23 protein-coding genes are annotated in these 24,797 nt (G+C 70.5%); 13 read left to right on the forward strand and 10 right to left on the reverse strand.

Going from position 1 to position 24,797, the window contains the following annotated elements; all coding sequences use genetic code 11:
* Positions 1-82: 82 nt before the first annotated feature.
* Positions 83-1,033, reverse strand: coding sequence for a LacI family DNA-binding transcriptional regulator (locus ACWEGE_RS32125; RefSeq protein ID WP_449664196.1), 951 nt, complete (start codon positions 1,031-1,033; stop codon positions 83-85).
* 182 nt (positions 1,034-1,215) lie between these two features.
* On the opposite strand from ACWEGE_RS32125, the gene ACWEGE_RS32130 reads away from it, so the two are divergent.
* Positions 1,216-2,487, forward strand: a complete 1,272-nt coding sequence (locus ACWEGE_RS32130; RefSeq protein ID WP_449664197.1) for an ABC transporter substrate-binding protein — start codon at positions 1,216-1,218, stop codon at positions 2,485-2,487.
* Positions 2,488-2,991: 504 nt separating this feature from the next.
* Here ACWEGE_RS32130 and ACWEGE_RS32135 read toward each other — a convergent pair.
* From ACWEGE_RS32135 to ACWEGE_RS32150, 4 genes are all read right to left on the reverse strand, one after another.
* The gene (locus tag ACWEGE_RS32135; protein ID WP_449664198.1) at positions 2,992-4,824 is read right to left on the reverse strand and encodes a glycoside hydrolase family 6 protein; all 1,833 of its coding nucleotides are present in this window, start codon (positions 4,822-4,824) and stop codon (positions 2,992-2,994) included.
* A 67-nt stretch (positions 4,825-4,891) separates the two neighbouring features.
* Positions 4,892-6,421, reverse strand: a complete 1,530-nt coding sequence (locus ACWEGE_RS32140; protein ID WP_449664199.1) for a cellulase family glycosylhydrolase — start codon at positions 6,419-6,421, stop codon at positions 4,892-4,894.
* Positions 6,422-6,431: 10 nt separating this feature from the next.
* A complete protein-coding gene (locus ACWEGE_RS32145) occupies positions 6,432-9,350 on the reverse strand; it encodes a glycoside hydrolase family 48 protein (RefSeq protein WP_449664200.1) in 2,919 nt (972 codons plus the stop codon).
* Positions 9,351-9,764: 414 nt separating this feature from the next.
* The gene (locus ACWEGE_RS32150; RefSeq protein WP_449664233.1) at positions 9,765-10,760 is read right to left on the reverse strand and encodes a LacI family DNA-binding transcriptional regulator; all 996 of its coding nucleotides are present in this window, start codon (positions 10,758-10,760) and stop codon (positions 9,765-9,767) included.
* 250 nt (positions 10,761-11,010) lie between these two features.
* Between ACWEGE_RS32150 and ACWEGE_RS32155 the strand changes: the two genes are divergently transcribed.
* From ACWEGE_RS32155 to ACWEGE_RS32180, 6 genes are all read left to right on the forward strand, one after another.
* Entirely contained in the window at positions 11,011-12,315 is a 1,305-nt protein-coding gene (locus ACWEGE_RS32155) for an ABC transporter substrate-binding protein (RefSeq protein WP_449664201.1), read from the forward strand.
* 4 nt (positions 12,316-12,319) lie between these two features.
* A complete protein-coding gene (locus ACWEGE_RS32160; RefSeq protein ID WP_449664202.1) occupies positions 12,320-13,315 on the forward strand; it encodes a carbohydrate ABC transporter permease in 996 nt (331 codons plus the stop codon).
* On the forward strand, positions 13,312-14,169 hold the full coding sequence (locus tag ACWEGE_RS32165) for a carbohydrate ABC transporter permease (protein WP_449664203.1): 858 nt from the start codon (positions 13,312-13,314) through the stop codon (positions 14,167-14,169). The genes ACWEGE_RS32160 and ACWEGE_RS32165 overlap by 4 nt, the downstream gene beginning before the upstream one ends.
* A complete protein-coding gene (locus tag ACWEGE_RS32170) occupies positions 14,166-15,578 on the forward strand; it encodes a GH1 family beta-glucosidase (RefSeq protein WP_449664204.1) in 1,413 nt (470 codons plus the stop codon). The genes ACWEGE_RS32165 and ACWEGE_RS32170 overlap by 4 nt, the downstream gene beginning before the upstream one ends.
* Positions 15,579-15,729: 151 nt before the next feature.
* Positions 15,730-17,496: an IlvD/Edd family dehydratase gene (locus ACWEGE_RS32175; protein ID WP_449664205.1), complete on the forward strand. Its 1,767-nt coding sequence runs from the start codon at positions 15,730-15,732 to the stop codon at positions 17,494-17,496.
* Positions 17,497-17,561: 65 nt separating this feature from the next.
* Positions 17,562-17,867, forward strand: a complete 306-nt coding sequence (locus ACWEGE_RS32180; RefSeq protein ID WP_449664206.1) for a DUF3040 domain-containing protein — start codon at positions 17,562-17,564, stop codon at positions 17,865-17,867.
* A 61-nt stretch (positions 17,868-17,928) separates the two neighbouring features.
* Here the strand turns inward: ACWEGE_RS32180 and ACWEGE_RS32185 are convergent, their stop codons facing one another.
* Positions 17,929-18,345 (reverse strand): CBS domain-containing protein, encoded by a 417-nt coding sequence (locus ACWEGE_RS32185; protein WP_449664207.1) that lies wholly within the window; start codon positions 18,343-18,345, stop codon positions 17,929-17,931.
* 87 nt (positions 18,346-18,432) lie between these two features.
* Here ACWEGE_RS32185 and ACWEGE_RS32190 point away from each other — a divergent pair, with 87 nt between their 5' ends.
* Entirely contained in the window at positions 18,433-19,065 is a 633-nt protein-coding gene (locus ACWEGE_RS32190) for a UdgX family uracil-DNA binding protein (RefSeq protein ID WP_449664208.1), read from the forward strand.
* A gap of 4 nt (positions 19,066-19,069) precedes the next feature.
* On the opposite strand, the gene ku is transcribed toward ACWEGE_RS32190, so the two are convergent.
* Positions 19,070-20,008 carry a non-homologous end joining protein Ku gene (gene ku, locus ACWEGE_RS32195; protein WP_449664209.1) on the reverse strand — a complete coding sequence of 313 codons (939 nt, stop codon included), beginning with the start codon at positions 20,006-20,008 and terminating at the stop codon, positions 19,070-19,072.
* Positions 20,009-20,025: 17 nt separating this feature from the next.
* A complete protein-coding gene (locus tag ACWEGE_RS32200) occupies positions 20,026-20,223 on the reverse strand; it encodes a hypothetical protein (RefSeq protein WP_449664210.1) in 198 nt (65 codons plus the stop codon).
* Between the two features lie 179 nt (positions 20,224-20,402).
* On the opposite strand from ACWEGE_RS32200, the gene ACWEGE_RS32205 reads away from it, so the two are divergent.
* Positions 20,403-20,612, forward strand: a complete 210-nt coding sequence (locus ACWEGE_RS32205) for a hypothetical protein (protein ID WP_449664211.1) — start codon at positions 20,403-20,405, stop codon at positions 20,610-20,612.
* A gap of 14 nt (positions 20,613-20,626) precedes the next feature.
* Here the strand turns inward: ACWEGE_RS32205 and ACWEGE_RS32210 are convergent, their stop codons facing one another.
* Complete coding sequence (locus ACWEGE_RS32210; RefSeq protein ID WP_449664212.1) at positions 20,627-21,355, reverse strand: ANTAR domain-containing protein; 729 nt, start codon at positions 21,353-21,355, stop codon at positions 20,627-20,629.
* 293 nt (positions 21,356-21,648) lie between these two features.
* On the opposite strand from ACWEGE_RS32210, the gene ACWEGE_RS32215 reads away from it, so the two are divergent.
* A complete protein-coding gene (locus tag ACWEGE_RS32215; RefSeq protein ID WP_449664213.1) occupies positions 21,649-22,002 on the forward strand; it encodes an STAS domain-containing protein in 354 nt (117 codons plus the stop codon).
* On the opposite strand, the gene ACWEGE_RS32220 is transcribed toward ACWEGE_RS32215, so the two are convergent.
* On the reverse strand, positions 21,999-22,964 hold the full coding sequence (locus ACWEGE_RS32220) for a TIGR03557 family F420-dependent LLM class oxidoreductase (protein ID WP_449664214.1): 966 nt from the start codon (positions 22,962-22,964) through the stop codon (positions 21,999-22,001). The genes ACWEGE_RS32215 and ACWEGE_RS32220 overlap by 4 nt on opposite strands.
* A 181-nt stretch (positions 22,965-23,145) precedes the next feature.
* On the opposite strand from ACWEGE_RS32220, the gene ACWEGE_RS32225 reads away from it, so the two are divergent.
* The 3 genes from ACWEGE_RS32225 to ACWEGE_RS32235 all read left to right on the forward strand — a co-directional run bounded on the left by ACWEGE_RS32225 (position 23,146) and on the right by ACWEGE_RS32235 (position 24,775).
* Positions 23,146-23,475: a plasmid stabilization protein gene (locus ACWEGE_RS32225; RefSeq protein WP_449664215.1), complete on the forward strand. Its 330-nt coding sequence runs from the start codon at positions 23,146-23,148 to the stop codon at positions 23,473-23,475.
* Positions 23,476-23,537: 62 nt separating this feature from the next.
* On the forward strand, positions 23,538-23,987 hold the full coding sequence (locus ACWEGE_RS32230; RefSeq protein ID WP_449664216.1) for an ATP-binding protein: 450 nt from the start codon (positions 23,538-23,540) through the stop codon (positions 23,985-23,987).
* Positions 23,984-24,775 (forward strand): SigB/SigF/SigG family RNA polymerase sigma factor, encoded by a 792-nt coding sequence (locus ACWEGE_RS32235; RefSeq protein WP_449664217.1) that lies wholly within the window; start codon positions 23,984-23,986, stop codon positions 24,773-24,775. Before ACWEGE_RS32230 ends, ACWEGE_RS32235 begins: the two co-directional genes overlap by 4 nt.
* Positions 24,776-24,797: the final 22 nt, after the last annotated feature.

Consider the following 24,797-nt stretch of genomic DNA (forward strand, 5'->3'; position numbering starts at 1 on the left):
GGACAGTCAGGCGAGGAGGCCGCTCCGGGGATCGTTCCCCGAGGCGGCCTCCAGGCGTTGCGGGCCCGAAGCCGCGCGGCCCTCACCCGTTCGCCGGGCCGGTGCTCCCCCGCGTGATCAGCCTCGGCCGGGACGAGTACACGTCACCGGTCCGCTCCCCCGCCAGCAGGTCCTGCAGCACCGAAGCCGCGAGCGTGCCGAGCTCGGCCAGCGGGCGCCGGATCGCCGTGAGCGCGGGGCGGACCAGCCGGCAGAGCGGGGTGTCGTCCCACGACACGACCGAGAGGTCCTTCGGCACCGCGAGGCCGAGTTCGCGCGCGGCGGCGAGCGCGGCCACCGCGAGGTCGTCGGTGTCGCACAGCAGCGCCGTGGGCCGGGGGCGCGCGGCCAGCACCCGGCGGACCGCGTCGGCCGACGGCTCCGGGTGGACCGTGCCCGGGTGCGGGAGACCGGTCGCCGCCGTGGTGAACGCCCGCCGCCGCGCGGCCGGGTCGGCGAACACCGCCGCGCCCGCGATGCGGACCACGTGCCGGTGCCCCAGTGCGGCGAGGTACGCCAGCGCCTCGGCCGCGCCGGTGACGTCGTCCACGAGCACCGAAGGCACCCCCGGCACCCCGCCCGGCCCGCCGAGCATCACCGCCGGCAGGCCGATCCGCACCAGCTCGGCCGCACAGTCCGGTGCGGTGAGCAGCACGCCGTCGACCTTCCGCTCGGCCCGCCAGCGGCGGTAGATGGCCAGCGCGGCCTCGCGGCCGGGGGCGACCTGCAGCAGCAGCTCGCTTTCGAACCCGTCGAGCAGGGCCGGGACGAACGCCTCCAGCCGGCGGTCGAGCACCAGGCCGAGTGCCCCGGACCGGCCGCCGGACAGCGCCCGCGCGGTGCTGCTGGGCGACCACCCGAGCTCCCGGGCGATCTCGGTGATCCGCCGGCGGGTGGCCTCCGAGACGCCGGGGCGGCCGTTGAGGGCGTAGGACACCGCCCCCTTGGAGACGCCGGCCTCCTTCGCGATGTCGGTGATCGTCGGACGCTTCATCGCACCCTCTCTTCGCACCACGAGTCGTCGCGGGACCGGGGCCGGAGCCCGCGGTCCGTGTCCGCGCGGACACCCGCCGTCGCACGACTTGACACCCGCCGCACCGGGAAACGAGACTCGGCCCGGGAGCGCTCCCAGCCAACGAGGGTTCGGAGCGTGCCGTGGATGGGGAGTGCGCGCGCATGTGGCAGATCCGAAGACCGGCGGCTTTCGCCGCCACCGTCGTCCTGCTCTTCCTGATCGGGGGGTGCGGACCGGGGACGCCGGAGCGGATCACGCTCACCGTGGCGACCTTCGGCCAGTTCGGCTACGAGGACCTCATCCCCGGCTACGAGTTCACCCACCCCGGCCTCACCATCCGCCAGGTCCGGACCGAGCAGGGCGGACCCTACCACCAGGACCTGCTGGACAAGCTGCAGAAGGGCCAGGAGCTCGCCGACATCCAGGCCGTCGAGGAAGGCCACCTCGCCGACGTGCTCGCGCAGGCGGACAAGTTCGCCGACCTGGCCGAGATCGGGCCGCCCGACGTGAAACCCGGCCGGTGGCTGGAGTGGAAGTACGAAGCGGGCCGCAGCAAGGACGGCAAGCTCGTCGGCTACGGCACGGACATCGGCCCGCTGGCCATGTGCTACCGCAAGGACCTGCTCGAGACGGCCGGGCTGCCGACCGACCCGGGCTCGGTGAAGACGATGTTCGCGACCTGGGACAGCTTCTTCCAGGCCGGCGAGAAGTACGTCAAGCGCTCGCACGGCAAGCCGTGGTTCGACTCCTCGGCGCAGATCTTCAACGCGAAGGTCAACCAGCTGCCGGTCGGCTACCTCGACCGCGAAAACCATTCGACGCTGGAGACGAACACCGCGCTGAGGGACGCCTGGAACCAGGTCACCGCCGCGGTGAAGCAGGGACAGTCGGCCGGGCTCACCGCCTTCGAGGACGACGGCAACAACGGCCTGCGCACCGGCGCCTTCGCGACGAAGGTCTGTCCGTCGTGGATGCTCGGCATCATCGAGCAGCAGGCCGGCGTGGGCAACGCGGGCAAGTGGGCGCTCACCGACGCCTTCCCGGACGGCGGTGGCAACTGGGGAGGTTCCTTCCTCACCGTGCCGGCCTCGAGCCCGCACCAGAAGGAGGCCGCCGCGCTCGCCGCCTGGCTGACCGCGCCGGAGCAGCAGCTGCACGCGTTCCGGGTGAGCGGGAACTTCCCCAGCCAGGTCGACGCCTTCACCTCCCCGGACCTGCTCAGCGAGATGAACGGCTACTTCGGCGGGGCGCTGAGCGGCCAGGTCTTCGTCGCACAGGCCCGCAAGGTCGGGAAGCCGCAGTACAAGGGGCCGGGCGACGGCAAGATCCAGGAGACGGTGATCGCGCCCGCGCTCAAGTCGGTCGAGCAGGGCGCCGACCCCGCCGCCGTCTGGCAGCAGGTGCTGGTCGGGGTGCACCGGCTCGTCCCCTGACCGGGCACCCGCCGTCGGCGCCCGTCGCCGGGTGTCCGGCGTTCCGGCCGGCGGGATCCGTGCGCCCCAAGGTGGCCTTGGTTGCGTCTGACGCACCCAAGGCCACCTTCGGTGCGTCTGACGCACCGAAGGCCGCCTTGAGGCGCATTGCCGGAGCACAAGGGTTCGCACTGTTCCACACCCGGATGGGGGTTCGTCGCCGAACCAGGGCCGAAGGGGTTCGAGGGGGTGCCGGTGCGGGCCCGGCCACGACGGGCCGGGCCGCACCGGCCGGGTTTCCGCGAGGACCTCGGCTGACACGCCGGAGGTGCGCGCCGCGGGATCCGGCCCGGGGCCGCCGGAGGCCGCGGCAGGCGCCCCGGCCGGATCCCGCTGTCCCACCCGGCCGGTCAGGCGGCGCGGGCGGGACCTCCGGCGAGTGCGCCCGGCGGGACGGGTGCGCACTCGCCGTGGTGGAGGCCGGGCCGGGCGGCGGCTGCGCGGCACCGCCCGGCCCGGGGTCTGCTACTGCACCGGCGGGTAGGCGTTCTGAACCAGTTCCTCGAACTGGGCCTCGAACCACTTGCCGGACAGCGGGGCGTTCGGCAGGGCGCCGGTCAGGTTGCCGCCGTTGGCCTGCTGGGTGCCGTGGAAGGTCGGGTCGCACATCGGGTCCGCGCCCTTGCCTTCGTCGTTCGGGATCTGCTGGCTCGCACCGTCGGACTCACCCGGCGGCTTGACCCAGACGTAGGCGTCGAAGTGCGCCTGCGGGGACGCCGTCGGCCGGATGCCCAGACCCGCACCGCTCTGGTTGCACCAGTTGCCGCGGTGCAGCCGCCGGTCGATCCGGCCCGAGTTGACGTAGGCGTCCACAGTGGATCCCGAAGCCCCGGTGGGCCGGGCCGAGCCGCCCCAGCCGTTGCGGGAGGTGTCGACCAGCATGCCGATGCCGCTGGGCAGGCCCGCCGAGACGAACGCGTTGTACATCGCCGTGGCGAACGGGATCTCCGCGAAGTACGGGTTCCACTGGTAGAACGTCGCCGACTTCAGCTGCTGCCCGCCCACGGTGAGGTTCGGGTCGGGCAGGTTCGGCTCGGTCAGCGGCGTGTAGTTGGCCGTGGAGCTGATGAAGCCGTCGATGCTGTTCACGCCGGCCGTGGTGCCCTGCAGGGTCTGCTTGACCAGGTTGACGAACGGCTGGAAGTTGCTGTCCCAGCCCAGCCACGCCGAGTGCGCGATGTCCAGGTAGTTGTAGACGTTGGAGATCGCGTGCAGCTTGTTCAGCGCGTACTGGATGCCCTGCGTGTACGCCCCGCTGGACTGCGCTTCCGCGCAGGTGGCCATCGAGGTGTTCGTGATCAGGTTCGGCAGCGAGTCCGGCTCGACGATGGCCACGATCCGCAGCGGCGCGTACTTCGAGTCCGACAGGATCGAGGCGATCGGGTCGATGTACTCGCTCTTGTACCGGGCCAGGCCGTTCTGGGAGACCTTCAGCTCACCGTTGGACGCCAGCGCCGCGCAGTCGCGGTTCGGCAGGTCGTAGACGACGATCTGGATGGTCACCGGCGTGCCGCCGCTCGCCTGGGACAGCGCCGCGTCGAGGTGCCCGCGCAGGCCGCGGGCGCTCGACGTGCCCTCGATCGCGGCGATCCGGTCCAGCCAGACCGCGGTCGAGGTGTTGGCCACCTTGGCCATCTGGGCGCCGAGCGTGCCGCCCTTGGCCGCGGCCGCCGCGCTCACCTGGCTCGACCAGTCCGGGTTCACGTACCCCTTCGACCCGGCGTACGGGTTGTCCACGTGGGTGCCCGGCTGGGGCGTCGTGGTCACCGTCGTCGGAGTCGTCGTGGTGGTCGTGGGCGTCGTCGTCGGGGTCGTCGTGGTGGTGGTCGGCGTCGTGGTGGGTGTGGTCGGCGTCGTGGTCGTCGGCGTGCCGTCGCAGTGGGCCCCGTTGAGCGAGAACGACGTCGGGATGTCGTTCGTGCCCGAGTACGACCCGTTGAAGCCGAAGCTGGCCGTGGCGTTCGAGCCCAGGTTCCCGCCCCACGACGGGTTCTTGGCGCTCACGTGCTTGCCGCTCTGGCTGAAGGTGGCGCTCCAGCCCTGCTGCACCTTCTGGTTGCCGCCGAAGTCCCATTCGACGTTCCAGGACGAAACGGCGTCGCCCAGGTTGGTCACGGCGATGTTCGCGGTGAAGCCGGTGTCCCACTGGTTGACCGTGTAGGTGACCTTGCAGCCGGTGGCGGCGCCCGCCGGACTGCCCCCGGCCACCAGTAATCCGGCGGTCATCGCCGCCGCCGTCACCGAGGACGCCACGGCGAACCGTGACTTCCTCTTCGCGGACCAGAATTCACTCCTCATCGAGTGCGCTCCTTTGTCTCTCGGTGGTTGGGGTCTCTCGGGTGGTTGGGGTCTTCGGGTGCTTCGGTCAGGTGGTGCAGGCGGTTGCGCCGATGGCGAAGCCGCTCGGTGCACCGGTCGAGGGGCCGGTCGACTGGACGCCGATCGACACCGAGGCACCGCCGGCCAGGTCGGGCGCCCAGGTGGGTGCCTTAGCGCTCGCCTGCTGCCCGGCCTGCGTGACGGTGGCGCCCCAGCCGCCGGTGATCTGCGTCCCGGACGGCACGGTCCAGCCGAGGGCCCAGTTCTTCAGCGCCGAGCCGCCGGTGTTCTTCAGCGTCACGGTGGCGGTGAAACCGCCCTGCCAGGTGTTGTCGACGTGGTAGGTGACCGCGCAGCTCGCCGCGGGCGGCGGGTCGGTCGTGCCGCCGCCCGAGCCCACCGGCGGGATCAGGTACGGCTGCAGGATCGCCTGCTTGGTCTGGTTGACCGTGGTCCAGTCGTCGTTGAGGATGCCGCCGGTGTCCCCGGAGTTCGGGTTCCACGACCAGTAGGTGAAGCTCATCCCGGACGTCCCGGTGCCCGCGTACTTCATCAGCTCCTGCAGCCAGACCTTGTCGCGCGGGTCGGCGAGCGTGGAGCCGAACTCGCCGAGCAGCACCGGCGCGATGTTCTGCTTCTGCAGGTAGCCGAAGAAGTGGTCCCACAGCGCGGGCAGGTTCGCCGGGAACGCCGGGTCGGAGAACCACTTCTGGGCGAACACCGACGTCGCGTACTCGTGCGCCGAGTACACCAGCTTGTCCGGTTTGGACAGCCGCACCGGGAACTGCTTCGCCCCGGAGAGGTTGCCGCCCCACCAGCCGCACTGCGGGTCGCCGGTGCCGCTGACGCAGTCGACGCCTTCGACGACGATCAGCCAGTCCGGGTTGACCGCGAGCACGGCGTTGCCGGCCCGTTCGGCGGCGAGCCGCCAGTCGGTCGCGGTGTCGCCGCAGCCCCAGCACGCGCCGCCGCCACCCTGGATCGAGTGCGGTTCGTTGTGCAGGTCCGCGCCGATCACCGTCGGGTTGCCCTGGTAGTGCTTCGCCAGCATCGTCCAGTCGGAGATCCACCGGCTTTCGGAGTAGGCGCTGGTGTACCAGAGCGGGGACTGCGCGCCGGAGTCCGGCCGGTGCCGGTCCAGGAGCACGCGCATGCCCTTGGCGCCGGCGTAGGCGACGATCTTGTCGAGCACCTGCAGGCCGGACAGGCCCTGCAGGTCGGGGTTCGCCACCTGGTCGATGCTGACCGGTTTGGACCCGGCGTCGAACAGCTGGTTCGAGTACGGCAGCCGCAGCGTGTTGTACCCGAGCCCGGCCATCTGGTCGAGCATGTCCTTGTAGTTGCGGCTCCACAGCCCGTGCGGCGAGTAGTTGGCCGTCTCCGCACCGAACCAGTTGATCCCGGTCATCCGGACCGGCGCGCCGGTCGAGTCGAACAGCTGGGATCCGGACGCGTGCCAGAACCCGGTGCCGGTACCGGCCGCGGCCGTGCTTCCGGGAGCCGCGGTGGCCGGGGACGCCGTGAGAACGGCGCCCCCGACCAGTGCGGCGACCACCAGCGAGAGCAGTCGCTTCATCAAGTGCCTCTCAGCCGAACAGGGCGACGTGCGCGGCGAACGCCGTGGCGATCTCGGACTGCGCCCAGAACCGGTGGTAGGTGAACGTCGGCGCGGCGCCGCCGTCCAGGTAGGCCTGGACCTTCGGCCACTGCGGGTCGTTCTTGTAGAAGGACCGGATGGACAGGAACGTGGAGCTGGAGTTGATCGCGTCGCCGTTCGGCATGGTGCCGGTCCAGCCGGAGGGCACGTACAGCCCTTGGTCCGTGCTGGCGTTGTACTTGTCGTCGAACCGGTCGTAGTCCGACCGGGTCTCCGGCACCGCGATGCCCTTGGTGTCGGTGTTCGCCGACAGGGCGGTCAGCAGCTGCTCCCCGACCGTCTTGGCCTGGGCGTTGCTCGACCCGGACGCGTAGTAGAGCAGCGTCTTGGCGAGCGAGGCCGCGACCCCGACGTCCTGGCTGTAGTTCTTCACCGAGACGTGCAGGCCGGTGTTCGCACCCGGGCTGGTGGCGTTCCAGGTGTCCGGCGCGCCGCTCCAGGTCAGGTCGGACGGGATCTGGAAGCTCCCGCCTGCCCCGACCGTGGTCTTGCTGATCGCCCAGGGCACCCACTTGTCGAGGATCTTCTTGGCCCGGGCGTCGCCCGTCGCCTGGTAGTACTCGGCGATCCGTTCCATGCCCCAGGTCTGGAAGCCGAACCACTGGTTGCTCGGCGGGTCGTGCCAGACCGGCTGCCAGTCGTAGTACATCCCGTAGAAGGTCGGCGTGCCCGAGGGCGGGGTGCCGTACTGGCCGTCCCAGCTGTTGGTCGCACCGCCGGCGAGCCCGCCTTCGGACGACTGCAGCCACTGCAGGAACTCCATCTGCCGGCCGAGGCTGGTCGCCCAGTCGGTGGCGCCGGTCGACGAAGTGACCTTCAGGCCGGGGTCGGCCGACAACGCGTAGGCCGCCAAGGGGTTCTGGTAACCCTGGTGCGCCGCGCCGTCACCGATCCGCCACGCCCAGGAGCTGGCCGTGTCCGCCGAACCGCCCCAGGCGTAGTACCACGAAATCAGGTAGTGCTCGCTGTCCTTGCCGGTGCCGGCCGGGCAGCTCGAGGCGCCGACGCAGTTGCCGATCTTCTTGTAGTACTTGTCGAACAGCGAGTACCGCAGGTAGTCGCCCATCTTCGAGGCCTTCTTCAGCACGGCCGCGACATCGGCGCTCTTGCCCTGGGCCTGGGCCCACTTCTCGGCCTGGAAGGCCACCTGCACCACGCGGGCGTCCGCGTCCGGCGCGTCGGTGTACTTCCACTGCTTGGCGTAGGAGGAGTCCCCGGTGAACAGGTCGAGGTACCCGTTCTTGCCGCCGAACTTCAGCAGGTCGCAGCTGGGCTGGGTGACCGTCTCCCAGACCGATTCCTGCGAGCCGCGCTGGAAGGTGTTGATGAACGCCGGCGCGGTGTTGGTGCCGTCCTCGCAGTGGCCGAACTTGTAGATGTTGTCCACGTCGAGCAGCCAGTGCATGCCGTAGACGTCCGGCGAGCCGTAGGCCGCCTTCAGCTCGGCCGCGATCGGGTCGGCCCCGACCGAGACGTTCGACTGCAGCTGCGACGGGTAGTTCTTCGGGCTCGGGTACTCCGCGGCGTAGGTCGCCGGCTTGCTGGCGTTGTAGCCGGAGTTGCCCGGCTGGTCGGCCGCCGACGGGATCGCGTACGTCTCGATCGAGGTCCACGCCTGGTTGAACGGGGCCCAGTCACCGGTGACCCGGCCGTAGGACGCCTCCAGCCAGAGGTAGTAGCTGAACGCTTCCGACGTCGTCTCGTGGCCGTGGTCCGGTGCCTCGACGATCAGCGTCTCGATCGAGTGGTAGGGCACCAGGATGTTGCCGAACTTGCGGAAGTAGCCGTTGTTCGGGTCCTTGATCTTGTTGTACTGCGTGAGGAACGCGAGCTGGTAGTCCGAAGTGGACGACGAGATCTCGTTGACCGTCACGGTGGCCGCGGTGTAGCCGCTGCTGCTCGCGGTGAAGGTCGCGCTGCCCAGGTCGCCGCCGTTGTCGGCGCTGGCGACCGTGACGTTCTGCGGCACGTTCCAGTTCGACGCCGTGAACGTCAGGCTCGCCGGGGACGCGGTGAGGTCGGTGCTCCCGGCCGTGCGCGCGACGGCGACGGTGACCGGCGAGGACGGGGCGCCGGCGAGGGAGACGGCGAACGTCGTCGTGCCACCCTGCTTGACCTGCGCGGTCGCCGGGGTGGCCACGATCGTCGGGCCGGAGAGCACCTTCACGCTGACCGGGCTGGACGTCGTGCTCGCGCCCTTGTTGTCGTAGGCCTTCGCCGTGATCGAGTAGGTCCCGGCGGGGACGTTGCCCCAACTGCCTTCGAACGGCGCGGCCGTGTCGGTGGCCAGCAGCGTGTCGCCGGCGTAGAACTCGACCTTGCTCACCGTGCCGTCGCTGTCGGCGGCCGTCGCGGACAGGGGGATCGTCGCCGGGGCGTAGTAGGTGCCGGTTGAAGTCGGCGAGGTCAGCGTGACCGTGGGCGCCTTGTTGGCGCCGGTGCACGCGGTGCCGTTGACGGAGAAGTCGGTGGGCGGCCGGTTGGCCGAGCCCTTCGAGCCGTTGAACCCGAACGACGTGCTCGCCCCGGTGCCGAGGTGGCCGTTGTAGGACAGGTTCGTCGCGGTGACCGCGGCGCCGGACTGGGCGAACGTCGCGCTCCAGCCCTGCTGGACCTTCTGGCCGTCCAGGAACGTCCAGCCGACCTTCCAGCTGTCGAACGGAGCTCCGTCGTTGCGCAGCGAGACGTTGGCGGTGAACCCGGTGTCCCAGTCGTTGGTGGTGTAGGTGACGGAACAGGCGATGTCGGCGCCGAGCGCCGGGGGTGGGGCGACCACCGCGCCCGTGGCCGCCAGCACGGCCGAGGCCAGTGCCAGCGCACGGACGCGCTTTCGGGGAGAGGAACGCATGGCTGCGGAACTCCTTTGTCCGTAGGGAGCCAGCGATCTGGGAGCGCTTCCAGGCGCAGACGGTAGCCAGCGGGAAACCTGGATGTAAAGAATCGAGTCAGAAGGACACCGCGGCCCCGGGTGTCACATCTACGCGCCCGGCGAACACCGGTGCACTGAACGCTCCTGAACAGCCGCACCCGAAAGGGGGTGAGTCACCCATTCAGCCCAGCAAAGCGGTGACACTGCGTTCAGTGAAACGTTATTTAGCGCCGAACGTGTAGACCTCAACGGTTAGGCTCCCACCGAGCGGGCAACACCGGCCGGCCGAGCACACGCGGAGTTGATCGCCGGCGGGGAAACCGGCACGCACCCAGGCGGACGACACGCGTGTCCGGATGGACGACACGCGTGTTCGGCCGGACACGCGGAGGATCAGCTCGAGGCGCGGACCGCCAGCGAGACCGGGAGGATGTGCTGCCGCGGCTTGAGGTTCTGGTCCTCGAGCAGGCGCATCAGGGTTTCGACCATGCCGTGGACCTGCTCGCGGGGGTCCTGGTGGACCGACGTCAGCGGCGGGTCCATGGCCGGGGCGAGGGTGGCGTTGTCGTCGAAGCTGACCACCGCGACGTCGTCCGGGATGCGCCGGCCCGCCGCGCCGAGGGTGCGGAACGCGCCCACCGCCATCATGTCGCTGGCGACGAACACCGCGTCGAGGTCCGGGTGCCGGGACAGCAGGGCCGACATCGCGTTCGCGCCGCCCGAAAGGGTGAAGTCGGCCTCTTCGGCGAGGTCGGCGGGGTCGAGCCCGGCGTCGAGGAGGGTCTTGCGCCAGCCCGCGAGGCGGTCGATCGGGGCGCTCTGGTCCTGGGGCCCGGCGATCGTGGCGATCCGCCGCCGCCCGGCCGCGACCAGGTGCTCGACCGCCAGCCGGGCACCGCCCTCGTTGTCGAAGTCGACGACGTGGACGCCGCGGCGGATGCCGGCCGCCTGGCCGCCGAAGACCACCGGGATGCGCAGCAGCCGCAGCGCCTTGGGCAGCGGGTCGGCCCGGTGCGGGGCGAACACCAGCGCGCCGTCGACGTGCCCGCCCTCGAGGAACCGGACCGTCCGGCTCAGGTCCTCGCGGATGTCGCTGAAGATCAGCACCATCTGGCGGCCGACGTCGGCGAGCTCCCGGTAGCCCGCCCGCATGACGGCGGCCCGGTACGGGTCGTCGAGCAGCCGGGACTCCGGCTCCGAGAGCACCACCGCAATCGCCCCGGTGCGGCGCGTGACCAGCGACCGCGCCGCCTGGTTCGGGGAATAGCCCAGGTCGCGGGCCGCGGCCAGGACCTTCTCGCGCGCCGCCGCGCTGACGTACGCGTCGTCGTTCAACGCCCGTGACGCCGTCGACCGCGACACGCCGGCGAACGCCGCGACGTCCTCCAGCGTCGGCCGTTCTTCATCCCCTGCTCGAGGCCCCACGGCACCGCCCTCGCTCACCCTCTGCAACTCTGACCGCCTCAGCTTAACGTTCACGCTCCGCTGCGTCCGGGAGCGCTCCTCGCAGGAAACGCTCCGGTTACAACCCCTTGACACCGGTGAACGCCCCCAGCAGACTCTGCCACACCTGGGAGCGCTCCCAGATCGGCTCCCAGCAGTGAGAGCGCTCATTCCCGTCAACAAGGTGGTTGGACACGTGAGAACGATCCGGAACGGCCTGGTCCTGGCACTGGGCATCACGATGACGGCGCTCGGCGCCTCGGCCTGCAGCGGGGGCGGTGACACGAACACGCCGGCGGCCGCGGGCCCGAACGAGAAGGTGGACCTGACGCTGGCGACGTTCACCGAGTTCGGCTACGAGGACCTCATCCCGGAATACGAGCGGCTGCACCCCAACATCAAGATCACCCACCGCAAGACCGGCCAGGGCGGCCCCTACCACGAGGAACTCGTCACCAAGCTGGCCGCGGGTTCCGGCCTCGCCGACGTGACGGCGCTCGAAGAAGGCCACCTCTCCGACTTCCTCGACAAGGGTTCGAAGTTCAACGACCTGAGCAAGATCGGCCCGGCCGACGCCTCCCCGGACCGCTGGCTGAACTGGAAGTACGAAGCCGCCAAGACCAAGGACGGCAAACTCATCGGCTACGGCACCGACATCGGCCCGCTCGCCATGTGCTACCGCAAGGACATGTTCAAGGACGCCGGCCTGCCGGACGACCCCGAAGCGGTCAAGCCGCTGTTCGCCACCTGGGACAGCTACTTCGCCGCCGGCGCGGACTTCGTGAAGAAGAGCAACGGCAAGGCCTGGTTCGACTCGGCCTCGCAGAACTTCAACGCCATGGTCAACCAGCTCCCCGAGGGCTACATCGGCACCGACGACAAGCTGGCCATCGAGAAGAACCAGGGCCTGAAGGACGCCTGGACCAAGGTCACCGACGCGGTCGCCAAGGGCGAGTCGGCCAAGCTCACGGCGTTCAGCCCCGAATGGGAAGCCAGCTTCAAGCAGAGCGCGTTCGCCACGAAGGTGTGCCCGGCCTGGATGCTCGGCGTGATCAAGGAACACGCCGGCCCGGAGCTCGCCGGCAAGTGGGCGGTCACCGCGGCGTTCCCCGGCGGCGGCGGCAACTGGGGTGGCTCGTACCTGACCGTCCCGACGCAGTCGAAGCACCCGAAGGAGGCCGCCGAACTCGCGGCCTGGCTGACCGCGCCCGAGCAGCAGATCAAGGCGTTCCAGGCCAAGGGCACCTTCCCGAGCCAGGTCAAGGCGCTCTCGGACCCGGCGCTGCTGAGCTACACCAACCCCTACTTCGGCGACACGAAGGTCGGCCAGCTCTTCGCCGAGCAGGCCAAGAAGGTCCAGAAGCCGCAGTACAAGGGCCCCGGCGACGGCCAGATCCAGGAAAACGCGTCCAGCCCCGCCCTGCAGGCGGTCGAACAGGGCAAGCCGGCGGCGGACGCGTGGAACCAGATGGTCGAAGCCGCGAAGAAGATCACGCGCTGAACCGATGACCGTCATCGACAAGGTCGCGCCAGAAGGGAGTAAGGCCGGGGAGCGGGTGTCTCCCCGGCCCACCTTCCGTCACCGGTTGAGCCGGTGGGACGTCAAGGTCTCGCCGTACCTCTACATCGCCCCGTTCTTCGTCGTCTTCGGGATCGTGGGCCTGTTCCCGCTGCTCTACACCGCGTACGTCTCGATGTTCAAGTGGGAGGCCGGGGCCGACCACCCCGACTTCCTCGGGGTGGGCAACTACACGGAGCTGTTCGCCGACACGCAGTTCTGGAACGCGCTGGTCAACACGATCAGCATCTTCCTGCTCTCCAGCATCCCGCAGCTCATCATGGCGATCATGCTGGCGGCACTGCTCGGCGCCCGGCTGCGCGGCGCGACCGGCTGGCGCGTGGGCATCCTGCTCCCGTACGCGGCCAGTCTCGTCGCCATCGGCATCATCTTCGCCAACCTGTTCGGTTCGAAGTACGGGCTGATCAACGGCGTCCTGCAGACCTTGGGGCTGGACCCGATCGAGTGGCAGGCCAACCGGTTCGCCAGCCACGTCGCGATCGCGATCATGGTGAACTGGCGCTGGACCGGGTACAACGCCCTGATCGTGCTGGCGGCCATGCAGGCCATCCCGAAGGAACTGCACGAGGCGGCGTTGATCGACGGCGCCGGCACGTGGCGCCGCTTCTGGAACGTCACCCTGCCGCTGCTGAAGCCGACGCTGATCTTCATCACCATCACCTCGACGATCGGTGGCCTGCAGATCTTCACCGAGCCGAAGCTGTTCGACGCCATGCCGGGGTCGAACAACGGCGGTTCCACCAACCAGTTCCAGACCGTGACGCTGTACCTCTACCAGACGGCGTTCCAGAACGCCGACCTCGGCTACGCCTCGGCGATCGCCTGGGTGCTGTTCCTGATCATCGTGCTCATCGCGCTGGCGAACTACTTCCTCACCAGCCGGATCGCCAGCACCCCGGCGGTGAAGGTGAAGAAGAAATGACAACACTCCAGAGTGGACTGCGCAAGAGCGTCGCCACGCTCGGCAAGCCGCGCAAGGCGACCTACGTCGTGCTGGCGATCTTCGTGCTCGGTTCGCTGTTCCCGTTCTACTGGTCGTTCCTGGTGGCCAGCCGCGACAACGGGATGCTCACCGAGCGCATCCCGCCGTTCCTGCCCGGCGGCAACTTCTTCGCCAACGCCGCCCGGGTGTTCGACACCGTGCCGTTCTGGAAAGCACTGGGCAACAGCGTCATCGTGTCGGGTACCGTCACCCTCACCACGGTGCTGTTCTCCTCGCTGGCCGGGTTCGCCTTCGCGAAACTCCGGTTCCGGGGGAGCAACAAGCTGTTCGTGTTCATCGTCGTCACGCTCGCGGTGCCCACCCAGCTGGGCATCATCCCGCTGTTCATCGCGATGTCCGAACTGGGCTGGACCGGGAGCCTGCCGGCGGTGATCGTGCCCAACCTGGTCACCGCGTTCGGCGTGTTCTGGATGCGCCAGTACACGCTCGACGCGTTGCCGTACGAGCTCGTCGAGGCCGCGCGCGTCGACGGCTGCAGCATGATCCGGATCTTCTGGAACGTCTGCATGCCCGCCGTGCGCCCGGCCGCGGCGATCCTCGCGATGTTCACGTTCATGATGTCGTGGAACGACTTCCTGTGGCCGCTCGTCGTGCTGGACGCCGGCAACCCCACCGTCCAGGTGGCCCTGGAGAAGCTGCAGAGCGGCTACTACATCGATTACTCGCTCGTCCTGGCCGGCACGACCCTGGCCACCATCCCCATCCTCATCGTCTTCGTCCTCCTCGGCCGCCAGATCGTGGCCGGGATCATGCAAGGTGCCGTGAAAGGGTGAACATGTCCGTACATCCCGACAGCGTTCGGGCGGAGACCGCGTTGATGTTCCCGCCTGGCTTCGTCTGGGGCGCCGCCACCGCGGCGTTCCAGGTGGAAGGAGCCACGACGGCCGACGGGCGCACCGACTCGGTCTGGGACGTCTTCGCCCGCCGCCCGGGTGCGGTCCGGGGCGGCGACAACGGCGAACCGGCGGCCGACCACTACCGGCGGTACTCCGAAGACGTCGGGTTGATGCGCCGGCTCAACCTCGGTGCCTACCGCTTCTCGCTGGCCTGGCCGCGGGTGCGGCCGGACGGCGGCGAGCCGAACGCCGCCGGGCTCGCCTTCTACGACCGGCTGGTGGACTGCCTGCTCGAGTCCGGGATCCAGCCGTGGGCGACGCTGTACCACTGGGACCTGCCGCAGGCGCTGGAGGAGAAGGGCGGCTGGACCAACCGGGACACCGCCTACCGGTTCGCCGAGTACGCCGAGACCGTGCTGGAGCGGCTGGGCGACCGCGTCGCCAGCTGGTCGACGCTCAACGAGCCGTGGTGCGCGGCGATGCTCGGCTACGCCGGCGGCATCCACGCGCCCGGCCGCACCGACCACGCGGCGGCCGTCGCGGCCACCCACCACCTGCTGCTCGGCCACGGCCTCGCGATGGACATCATCCGGCGGCACGCCCCGAGCACCGCGGCCGGCATCACGCTGAACCTGTACCCGGTCGCCCCGCACGACCCGGCGAACGTCGCCGACGTCGCCGCGGCCCGGCGGATCGACGGCCTGCAGAACCGGTTGTTCCTCGACCCGGTGCTGCGCGGCGGCTACCCGGACGACCTGGTCGCCGACCTCGAGCCGTTCGGGCTGGGCTCGGTCGTGCGCGACGACGACCCCGCGGTCATCGCCGCGCACGTCGACTGGCTGGGCGTGAACTACTACCGCGACTACCGCGTCGCGGGCCGTCCGGTGCCGGGCAGCGAGCCGGCGGGCCCGGAGTGGGTCGGCGCGGCCGACGTGCACTTCGTCCCCGACCCGGCGGCACCCCGCACCGACTCGGGCTGGGAGGTCCAGCCGGCCGGCCTGACGGAGTCCCTGCTGCAGGTGCACCGCGGCTACCGGCCGGTGCCGCTGTACATCACGGAGAACGGCGCGTCCTACCCCGACGTCGTCTCCGACGGCGGTGACATCGTCGACACCGACCGCGTGGCGTTCCTCGACTCCCACCTGCGGGCCTGCCACGACGCCCTCCAGGAGGGGGTCGACCTGCGCGGGTACTTCTACTGGTCGCTGCTGGACAACTTCGAGTGGGCCGAGGGGTACGCGAAGCGGTTCGGCCTGGTCCACGTCGACTACGCGACCCAGCGGCGGACGCCGAAGCAGAGTGCCCACTGGTACTCGCGGGTCATCGGCCTCAACGGGCTGGGCTGAACCAGGATCCGGGACGGGCGCCGGCGCGGTCGCCTGTCCCGGTCCAGGCGCCCCGAGGCGGCCTCGGTTGCTGGTGACGCACCGAAGGCCGCCTCGGGTGCGTTCAGCCGGGCGCGTGCATTCCGGGATCCGCGTTGCCAGACTGGCCGGTATGGGACTGCGCAGCGAAGCTTGGTTCGACAACCCCGCCGACCCCGGGATGACCGCCCTCTACCTCGAGCGGTACATGAACTGGGGCGTCACCCGGGAGGAGCTGCAGTCCGGCAAGCCGATCATCGGCATCGCCCAGACCGGCTCCGACCTCACTCCCTGCAACCGCCACCACCTGCAGCTCGCCCACCGGACGCGCGAGGGCATCCGCGAAGCCGGCGGCATCGCCATCGAGTTCCCGGTGCACCCCATCCAGGAGACCGGCAAGCGCCCGACCGCGGCGCTGGACCGCAACCTCGCCTACCTCGGCCTGGTGGAGACGCTCTACGGCTACCCCATCGACGGCGTCGTGCTCACCACCGGCTGCGACAAGACCACCCCGGCGTGCCTGATGGCCGCCGCGACCGTGGACCTCCCGGCCATCGTGCTGTCCGGCGGCCCGATGCTCAACGGCTGGTACAACGGCGAACGCACCGGCTCGGGCACCATCATCTGGAAGGCGCGGGAGCTGCTCGCCGCCGGGGAGATCGACGACGCCGGGTTCATGGAGCTCGTCGCGTCCTCGGCCCCCTCCCCCGGGCACTGCAACACGATGGGCACCGCGTCGACGATGAACGCGCTCGCCGAAACCCTCGGGATGAGCCTGCCCGGCTGCGCGGCCATCCCGGCGCCGCACCGCGACCGGGCGCGGATGGCCTACCGGACCGGGCTGCGGATCGTGGAGATGGTCCGCGAGGACCTCAAGCCGTCGGACATCCTGACGCGCGAGGCGTTCGAGAACGCCATCGTGGTGAGCTCCGCGATCGGCGGCTCGACCAACGCCCCCATCCACCTCGGCGCGATCGCCCGGCACATCGGCGTCGACCTGCCCCTCGACGACTGGCAGCGGCTCGGCCACGGCGTCCCGCTGCTGGTCGACCTGCAGCCCGCGGGCAAGTACCTCGGCGAGGAGTTCCAGCGCGCGGGCGGGGTCCCGGCCGTGGTGCACGAGCTGATGCGGCACGGGCTGATCCACGAGGACGCGCGCACCGTCAACGGCCGCACCCTAGGCGACAACTGCCGCGGCGCCGAGGCCGGGGACCGGGACGTCATCCGGACCTTCGACACCGCCCTCACCCCCGACGCCGGGTTCCTGGTGCTGAAGGGCAACCTCTTCGACGCGGCGATCATGAAGTCCAGTGTGATCTCGCCGGAGTTCCGGCGGCGGTACCTGGCCGGCGGCGTCTACGAAGGCACCGCGGTCGTGTTCGACGGCCCCGAGGACTACCACGCCCGCATCGACGAGCCGGACCTCGGCGTCGACGAGCACTCGCTGCTGGTCATGCGCGGCACCGGCCCGCTCGGCTACCCGGGCTCGGCGGAGGTGGTCAACATGCGGCCGCCCGCGGAGCTGATCAAGCGCGGCGTGCACGAGCTGCCCTGCCTCGGCGACGGCCGCCAGTCGGGCACCTCCGGCTCGCCGTCGATCCTCAACGCCTCACCCGAGGCCGCGGCGGGCGGCGGCCTCGCCGTGCTGCGGACCGGCGACCGCGTCCGGATCGACCTCGGCGCCGGCACGGCGGACGTGCTGGTCTCCGACGAAGAACTCGCGCGGCGGCACCGGGAACTGGCCGAGGCGGGCGGCTACCCGGTGCCGGAATCGCAGACGCCGTGGCAGGAGATCCAGCGCTCGATGGTCGACCAGCTGTGCGACGGCATGGTGCTGCGTCCCGCCGTGGCCTACCAACGCATCGCGGCGACGAAGGGAATTCCCCGCGACAACCACTGATCCCGGCGCTTCGGCGTGGCGGAAAACGGGTATCCCCAGCGAGAGCCGAGGCGAGGAGGCCCCCCATGCTCCCGGATCGAGAACGCCACGCCCTGCGCGAGATCGAGGCGGAGCTGCGCGCGAGTGATCCCGCGTTCGCCGCCGCCTTCAGCGGACGCACGCTGCGCTCGTCCCGGCGGTGGAGCCTGTTGCTGGTGCTCTGCGACGTCACGGCGGTGGTGATGCTGCTCGTCGGGCTGTTCGCCAGGGACGCCGCGCTCGTGTTGTGGGGCACGGTGAGCGCGGGCGCACTGGTGGCCTGGCACATCGCCCGCGCCGAGGCGGCTCGCGAGTCCACTGAGGACGGTGCACCGACGGCGGGCCAGGCCTGACCCCGTCTCGCACGCCGAACGGCCGCCCGCGGGCACGGGCGGCCGTTCGGCGTGCGGGGAGTCAGTCGTAGGAGAGGGCCTCGACCAGCTCGCCGGCGCTCGGGTTCGGGAGTGCGCGGGCCACGTCGGCCTGGGCGACGATGCCGACGAGGTCGTGCCCGTCGATCACCGGCAGCCGGCGGACGCGGTGCTCGGACATGGTGCGCAGGACCTCCTGGGCGTCGTCGTCCGCGCCGATCGTCACGACTTCGCCCTGGGCGAGCTCGCCGACGTGCAGCGCTCGCGGGTCCTTGCCCTCGGCCAGGACCTTCACCACGATGTCGCGGTCGGTGATCATGCCCTTCAGGCGGTTGTCCTCACCGCAGATCGGCAGAGCGCCGACACCCTTCTGCGCCATGGTGACCGCGGCGTCGTGCACGGTGTCCGACTCACGGGCGCAGGTCGCGTCCGGCGTCATGATGTCGCGTGCGGTGGTCATCGTGAACTCCTTTCTCGGGTCCTCGGTGCTTCGGCTACCCGGGCCGGGCACGTTTACCCGTGGCCCGGAGCGGGAATTTCGGCGCACATGCCGGATTCCCGCGGTGCCGAGCCACCGGACACCACCGACCTCGACCGGTTGCGGTCGGCGGCGTCCGGCTGCGAGGGGTGCCACCTCCACCAGGACGCCACCCAGACGGTCTTCGGCGAAGGCGCGGCCGGGGCGCAGGTCTTCGTCGTCGGCGAGCAGCCGGGCGACAAGGAGGACCTCGCGGGCGAGCCCTTCGTCGGCCCCGCCGGGAAGCTGCTGGACCGGGCCTTCGAAGAGGCCGGCTTCGACCGGCGCTCCCTGTACGTCACCAACGCGGTCAAGCACTTCAAGTTCAAGCGCGACGAACGCGGGAAGCGCCGGATCCACCAGAAGCCGGGCCGCACCGAGGTCGTCGCGTGCCGCCCGTGGCTGCTGGCGGAACTGCGCGCGGTGCGCCCGGACCTGGTGCTGCTGCTGGGCGCGACGGCCGCGCAGTCGTTGCTCGGCCCGAAGTTCCGGTTGACCGCGCACCGCGGCGAGCCGCTCGAACCGCCGGAGGAGCTGGCGGCGCTGGTGCCGTCGGCGATGGCGACCGTCCACCCGTCGGCGGTGCTGCGGGCGCCGGACCGCGACGAGGCCTACGCGGGCTTCGTCGCCGACCTGCGGGCCGCGGCCAAGCAGCTGGGGTAACCGCTCACGACGCCTTCAGGGCCTTTTCGAGCTCGGCGCGCGTCATCTTCGACCGGCCCTTGACCCCCTGCTCGCGGGCCAGCTTGTCCAGGTCGGACTTCGACAGCGCGGACAGTTCCGGTTTCTTCGCGGCGGCCTTCTTCTTCGGCTTCGCGCCACCGCCGTCCTTGCGGTTCTTCACGCTGCGCGACAGCGCCTCGAACAGGTCGACGACGTCGGCCGAGGGCTCCGGCTGCTCCTCGTGGGTGATCTCCTTGCCCGCTTCCTTCGCCTTGATCAGCTCTTCGACGCGCTTCGAGTACTCGTCGCGGTAGTCCTCGGGCTTCCACGGCGCCGTCATCTCGTCGACCAGCGCGAGCGCCATGTCGAGTTCCTTGGGCCGCGGTTTCGGCAGCTGCGGCAGCCCGCCCATGACGTCCTTGGGCTTGCGCAGGTCGGCGACGAAGTGCAGCGTGTTGAGGACCATGACGTCCTCGCCGGCGCGAACGGCGGCGAGGTATTCCTTGCCGCGCAGCACGAACTTCGCGATACCGGCCTTCTCGCTGCGGTCCATCGCCTGCAGCAGCAGGCCGTACGCCTTGGCGAAGTCCTCCTTCGCCGGCTTGAGCCAGTACGTCTTGTCGAAGAACCACGGGTCGATCTCGTCGAGTCCGACGAACTGCTCGATGTCGATCCGGCGCGACCGCTCGGGCGCGATCTCGTCCAGCTCGTCCGGTTCGACCAGCACGTGGTCACCGCCGCCGAGGTCGTAGCCCTTGACGATCTCGTCCTGGGCGACCTCCTCGCCGGTCCGCTCGTTGACGCGGCGGTTGCGGATGCGGTCCGACGTCCCGCGTTCGAACTGGTGGAAGTGGATCGTGTGGTCCGCCACCGCCGGGTACAGCTCCACCGGCACGGTGACCAGCCCCAGGCTCAGCGCGCCGCTCCACACCGGTCGGGCCATGTCCGTCCTCCCCGCTTTCAGGCGACGTCGCTGCTGCGGCGGCCGCCGCGGTGCAGCCCCAGCATCTCCAGCAGGCGCGCGCAGTCCTCGGGGTCCTTCGCCCGCGCCGCCACGGCCAGCGCGGCCTTGTGGCGCGCGTGCTCCAGCTCCGGCGAGTCGGGGCCGTCGGCCAGGAGGTCCGACACCGGCCGCAGGTCGTTCCGCTTGTCTCGCATGTTCGCTCCCCTCCGGCGATTCGTTCGCGGTCGGGTTACCCAGGATCACCGCAGGCGACACGGTCGTCACCGAAGGAGCTACCGAGAGCCGGCCCGACTACGCCGAACGAGTGAATTCACCCAGGTCTCGGCCCGGACCCGGGCAAGGTGGTGAGACCCACGTCACACCAGGAGGCCGGATGGGCACCCAGCTCCGCATCAGCCGGGAAGACGCCTCACTGCCCTGCGAGGTCTGCGGTTTCCCGACGATGCACGTGGCCCAGGTCGTCGCCGACGACGGCACGGTGCTGGGCCGGACCCTGGTCTGCACGACGTGCCAGCGCAGCAGGCACCGCCCGGAGCCGCCGGTCGGGTCCGAGGCGCCCCCGGACGAGGTCGCGGCCGGGTAGGAAGCGGCCGGCGGTCACGCCGTCGTCGCCACCGCCGCCACGAACTCCGCCGCCACCTCGTGGAGCTTCCGGTTGCCGTCCTGCGAACGCTTCACCAGGCGCTGGAAGGCTTCCTCCGCCGTGATCCGGTGCGCCGCCATCAGGATCCCCTTGGCCTGGTCGATCACGGCGCGGGTCTCCAGCGCGCGGTTGAGCTGGTCGACCAGCTCGCGGGCCGCGAAGTACCGCCGCGCGCTGCGCAGGCCGATGACCACCGTCGCCGTGTACAGCTCGAGGATCTTGGTGCCGAGTTCGTTGAAGCCGTGCTCGCCGAACCCGAAGAGGTTCACCGCGCCGGACATGTCCTCGTCCACGGTCAGCGGCGCGGCGAGGAAGCTGGCCACGCCCAGCTGCTCGGCGGCGGTGACGAACTGCGGCCACAGGTCGCCGACCGCGCCGACGCCGACGCGGACCGGCTGGCCGGTCTCGGCGGCGCGCAGGCAGGGCCCGTCGCCGATGCGGTACTGCTCGCGGTCGAAGTTCACCGCCCGCTGGTCGGTGCTGGCCACCGTCTCCGGCACGCCGTCGCGCAACAGGGTGATGCTGGCCATGTCGGCCCCCGGTACCACCTGCACGACGTGGTCGCACACCGCCTGGAGCATCTGGCCGACGTCGAGCTCGCTCTCCAGCATCGCGGTCAGCGACTCCATCGCGAGCGTGACTTCGTCGAGCCTCGCGGCGAGCTGCTCATGGCCGCCCGTCATCCTGGTGACGCCCCTCCCTCGTTCGACAGGGCGCTCTCAACCAGGGAGGACCCGGGCGCGCGCCACTAGTGGGCCGCTAGCGCTTTAACGGGTCCGGCCCGAGATTACTGCATCGCGGTCGGACCGGGCACGAGCGGTCACCACCGCGGCGCGCCGCACGCCCGTTCGGAGCAACGACGGTTGCGAGCCGCGGGCGCAGGGTTAGTGTCGGTGGCACGGTTCAACCAGCAGCCGCTCGAACTCCCCGAGCGCGGCGCTGCGGCCGCGCCGCATCAGGACGGTGGCGAACCGGCATGAACTTCCACTCCGGCTTGCGGCTGCGCACGGCGTGGCCCGCCCCGCACGCGGTGCTGGTGACCGCGCGCGGCGACCTCGACACCGCGACCGCCGTCGACCTGGCCACGCTGCTGTCCGACCGCCTGTGGGCGACGCCGGACCGGCTGGTGGTCGACCTGTCCGAAGTGGACTTCCTCGGCGTGGCGGGGATCCGGGTGCTGCTGCACGCGGCGCTGCAGGCCGGGCAGGGCGGCACCGAGCTGCTGGTGGTCACCGGGACGAACCCGGTGGTCCGGCGAGCGCTGCGGGTGACCGGGGCGGACCGCCGTCTCGCACTGGCCGAACACCGGCCCGCCCCCGCACCCGCCTAGCCCCGCAGCGCGGGGAGCAGCTCCTTCTCCGCGAAGCCGAGGAAGTCCTCCTGCTGGTCACCGCCGATCTGGACGAGCGCCACGTCGGTGAAGCCCGCCTTCTCGAACTCCCGCACCGCCTCGGCGATCGGCTCGACGTCCGGGCCGCAGGGGATCGAGCCGGCGACGTCCTCCTCGCGGACGAACTGGGTCGCGCCGGCGAACCCGGCCGGTCCGGGGAGCTCGGCGTTGACCTTCCAGCCGCCGGCGAACCAGCGGAACTGCTCGTGCGCTCGCCGGACGGCGGCGTCGCGGTCGGTGCCCCACGACACGGGCAGCTGCCCGATCTTGCGGCTGGGGGCGCCGCCCAGCTTCGTCGCGTCCCATTCCTGCGAAAGCTCCGCCTTCGGTTCGACGGCGATCATCGCGTCGGCGACCGGCGCGAACTTCCGGACCGACTGCGAACCGGACACGGCCACCCCGATCGGCGTCCGCTTCTCCGGCAGGTCCCACAGCTTCGCCGAGTCGACCCGGAAGTGCTTGCCCTCGTAGTCGAAGTAGCCGCCGTCGAACAGGCCGCCGATGATCTGCACGGCCTCGGCGAGCATTTCGTGCCGCACGTTGGCCGGCGGCCAGCCCCGGCCGACGACGTGCTCGTTGAGGTTCTCCCCCGCGCCGAGGCCGAGGGTGAACCGGCCGCCGGAGAGCGCCTGCACGGTCGCCGCCTTCTGGGCCACCACCGCCGGGTGGTAGCGCATGGTCGGGCAGGTCACGTAGGTCATCAGCTCGGCGCGTTCGGTCACCTGGGTGACCGCGCCCAGCACGGCCCAGGCGTAGGGTGCGTGCCCCTGTTCGTCCAGCCAGGGCGAGTAGTGGTCGCTCATGACCTCGAAGTCGAAACCGGCCCGTTCCGCGCCGGCGGCGAACCGGACCAGGTCGTCCGGACCCGCCTGCTCGGTCATCAGGGTGTAGCCGATCCGCATCGGCGCCTCCTCTCGTCGGCTGCTCTCCGGGGGTTCCGGTGGGGAGCCCCGGCGCCGGGGCGGGGGCCCCGGCCGGCACAGCTCTCCGCTTACCCGTGGGCAGCAGCCGGTAACCACCACGACCGTGACGTTTGCCCGGCGATCAACCGGGTACCCACCCCGCGAGACGAAGGGAGCGGGCATGCCTCAGTCGTGGAGCGGCAAGCGCGAACGCCAGTACGAGCACATCAAGGACTCGGCCGAGGACCGCGGCGCGAGCACGAAACGGGCCAAGGAGATCGCGGCCCGCACGGTGAACAAGAACCGCGCGCAGTCGGGTGAATCGCGGCAGGCCAGCAAGACGTCGCTGAAGGACAAGTCACCCCAGCAGCGCGGCGGCGAGCGGTCCGGGAACCGCAAGGGCCCGGGTGGCCCGACGAAGGAGCAGCTCTACAACGAAGCGAAGAAGAAGAACATCGACGGCCGCTCGAAGATGACCAAGAAGGAACTCGAACGGGCGCTGGGCCGGTGACCATACCCGAAACCCCTGATCACGAAGTGTCAGCATTACACCGGATGGGTAGTAGTTCCCGCATGGAAGAAACTCGAAGCGACAGCTCGTTCGGCGGCAAGCCGACCGTCGACGAGCAGCTCGACGAACTCGTCGAGCTGCGGCTCCCCGCGATGGCGGAGCAGATCCCGCTGGTCCGGATGCTCACCCACGGCGTGGTCTCGCGCGCCGACTTCGGGCTGGACGCGATCGCCGACGCCAAGATGGCGGTGGACGAGGCGTGCGCCCAGCTGGTCCAGCTGGCCGAGCTCGGCTCGCAGCTGCAGTGCCGCTTCCGCCTGGCCCCCGACGGCCTGCACGTGATCGTGTCCACCCGCTCGACCGACCCGCGGCCGCCGAGCGACCGCACGTTCGGCTGGCACGTACTGACCACCCTGAGCCGTTCGGTGACGGCCCATTGCGACACGCTTCCCGGTGGAGGGGCGGGCATCGTCACGATCGAGCTGGTGCTCAACCCGGGAACGAGCGCGTGAGCAACGAGCGCAAAACCCTCCTCCACCGCCCGGACGAATATGCCCACTGCGAGCCGCTGTTCGAGGAGCTGGTCGCGCTCGCGGCCGACGACCCGCGGCGCGAGGTCGTCCGGAGCAAACTGGTCACCGAGCTCCTCCCGCTGGCCGAGCACATCGCCACGAGGTTTTCCGGCCGCGGCGAGCCCCGCGAGGACCTGGTCCAGGTGGCCCGCATCGGCCTGATCAACGCGGTCGACCGCTTCGACCCGGCCCGCGGCCACGACTTCCTGTCGTTCGCGGTCCCGACGATCATGGGCGAGGTCCGCAGGCACTTCCGCGACACGGGCTGGTCCGTCCGGGTCCCGCGCCGCCTCAAGGAGCTGCACCTGTCACTGAGCCAGGGATCGGCGGTGCTTTCGCAGAGGCTGGGCCGGGCCCCGACGCCGACCGAGCTGGCGGAGCACCTGAACCTGGACGTGGACGAGGTCCGCGAAGGCCTCCTGGCGGGCAACGCGTACCAGGCGCTGTCGGTGGACAAGCCGGTGCACGACGACGCGGAGGCGCTGTCCCTGGCGGACACGATGGGCGAACCGGACCACGAGATGGCCATGGTCGAGAACCACGAGGCCCTCCAGCCCCTCCTGCAGGAACTCCCGAAGCGCGAGCGAGCCATTCTGGTGATGCGCTTCTTCGGCGGCTTGACCCAGACCCAGATAGCGGACCGAGTGGGCATTTCCCAGATGCACGTATCCCGCCTGCTGTCCCAGACGCTGGAGCAGCTGCGCGGAAAACTCACCGGCGACGCTTGAGGCCGGGTCGCTTTCGCAGCAG

The sequence above is a fragment of the Amycolatopsis sp. NPDC004747 genome (assembly GCF_053601335.1).

Coding starts and splice junctions, on each gene's coding strand:
- ACWEGE_RS32125 (WP_449664196.1), bottom strand. CDS start 1,033: ATGAAGCGTCCGACGATCACCGACATCGCGAAGGAGGCCGGCGTCTCC.
- ACWEGE_RS32230 (WP_449664216.1), top strand. CDS start 23,538: ATGGAAGAAACTCGAAGCGACAGCTCGTTCGGCGGCAAGCCGACCGTC.
- ACWEGE_RS32205 (WP_449664211.1), top strand. CDS start 20,403: ATGGGCACCCAGCTCCGCATCAGCCGGGAAGACGCCTCACTGCCCTGC.
- ACWEGE_RS32215 (WP_449664213.1), top strand. CDS start 21,649: ATGAACTTCCACTCCGGCTTGCGGCTGCGCACGGCGTGGCCCGCCCCG.
- ACWEGE_RS32135 (WP_449664198.1), bottom strand. CDS start 4,824: ATGAGGAGTGAATTCTGGTCCGCGAAGAGGAAGTCACGGTTCGCCGTG.
- ACWEGE_RS32220 (WP_449664214.1), bottom strand. CDS start 22,964: ATGCGGATCGGCTACACCCTGATGACCGAGCAGGCGGGTCCGGACGAC.
- ACWEGE_RS32165 (WP_449664203.1), top strand. CDS start 13,312: ATGACAACACTCCAGAGTGGACTGCGCAAGAGCGTCGCCACGCTCGGC.
- ACWEGE_RS32200 (WP_449664210.1), bottom strand. CDS start 20,223: ATGCGAGACAAGCGGAACGACCTGCGGCCGGTGTCGGACCTCCTGGCC.
- ACWEGE_RS32185 (WP_449664207.1), bottom strand. CDS start 18,345: ATGACCACCGCACGCGACATCATGACGCCGGACGCGACCTGCGCCCGT.
- ACWEGE_RS32145 (WP_449664200.1), bottom strand. CDS start 9,350: ATGCGTTCCTCTCCCCGAAAGCGCGTCCGTGCGCTGGCACTGGCCTCG.
- ACWEGE_RS32190 (WP_449664208.1), top strand. CDS start 18,433: ATGCCGGATTCCCGCGGTGCCGAGCCACCGGACACCACCGACCTCGAC.
- ACWEGE_RS32160 (WP_449664202.1), top strand. CDS start 12,320: ATGACCGTCATCGACAAGGTCGCGCCAGAAGGGAGTAAGGCCGGGGAG.
- ACWEGE_RS32140 (WP_449664199.1), bottom strand. CDS start 6,421: ATGAAGCGACTGCTCTCGCTGGTGGTCGCCGCACTGGTCGGGGGCGCC.
- ACWEGE_RS32175 (WP_449664205.1), top strand. CDS start 15,730: ATGGGACTGCGCAGCGAAGCTTGGTTCGACAACCCCGCCGACCCCGGG.
- ku (WP_449664209.1), bottom strand. CDS start 20,008: ATGGCCCGACCGGTGTGGAGCGGCGCGCTGAGCCTGGGGCTGGTCACC.
- ACWEGE_RS32210 (WP_449664212.1), bottom strand. CDS start 21,355: ATGACGGGCGGCCATGAGCAGCTCGCCGCGAGGCTCGACGAAGTCACG.
- ACWEGE_RS32130 (WP_449664197.1), top strand. CDS start 1,216: ATGTGGCAGATCCGAAGACCGGCGGCTTTCGCCGCCACCGTCGTCCTG.
- ACWEGE_RS32180 (WP_449664206.1), top strand. CDS start 17,562: ATGCTCCCGGATCGAGAACGCCACGCCCTGCGCGAGATCGAGGCGGAG.
- ACWEGE_RS32225 (WP_449664215.1), top strand. CDS start 23,146: ATGCCTCAGTCGTGGAGCGGCAAGCGCGAACGCCAGTACGAGCACATC.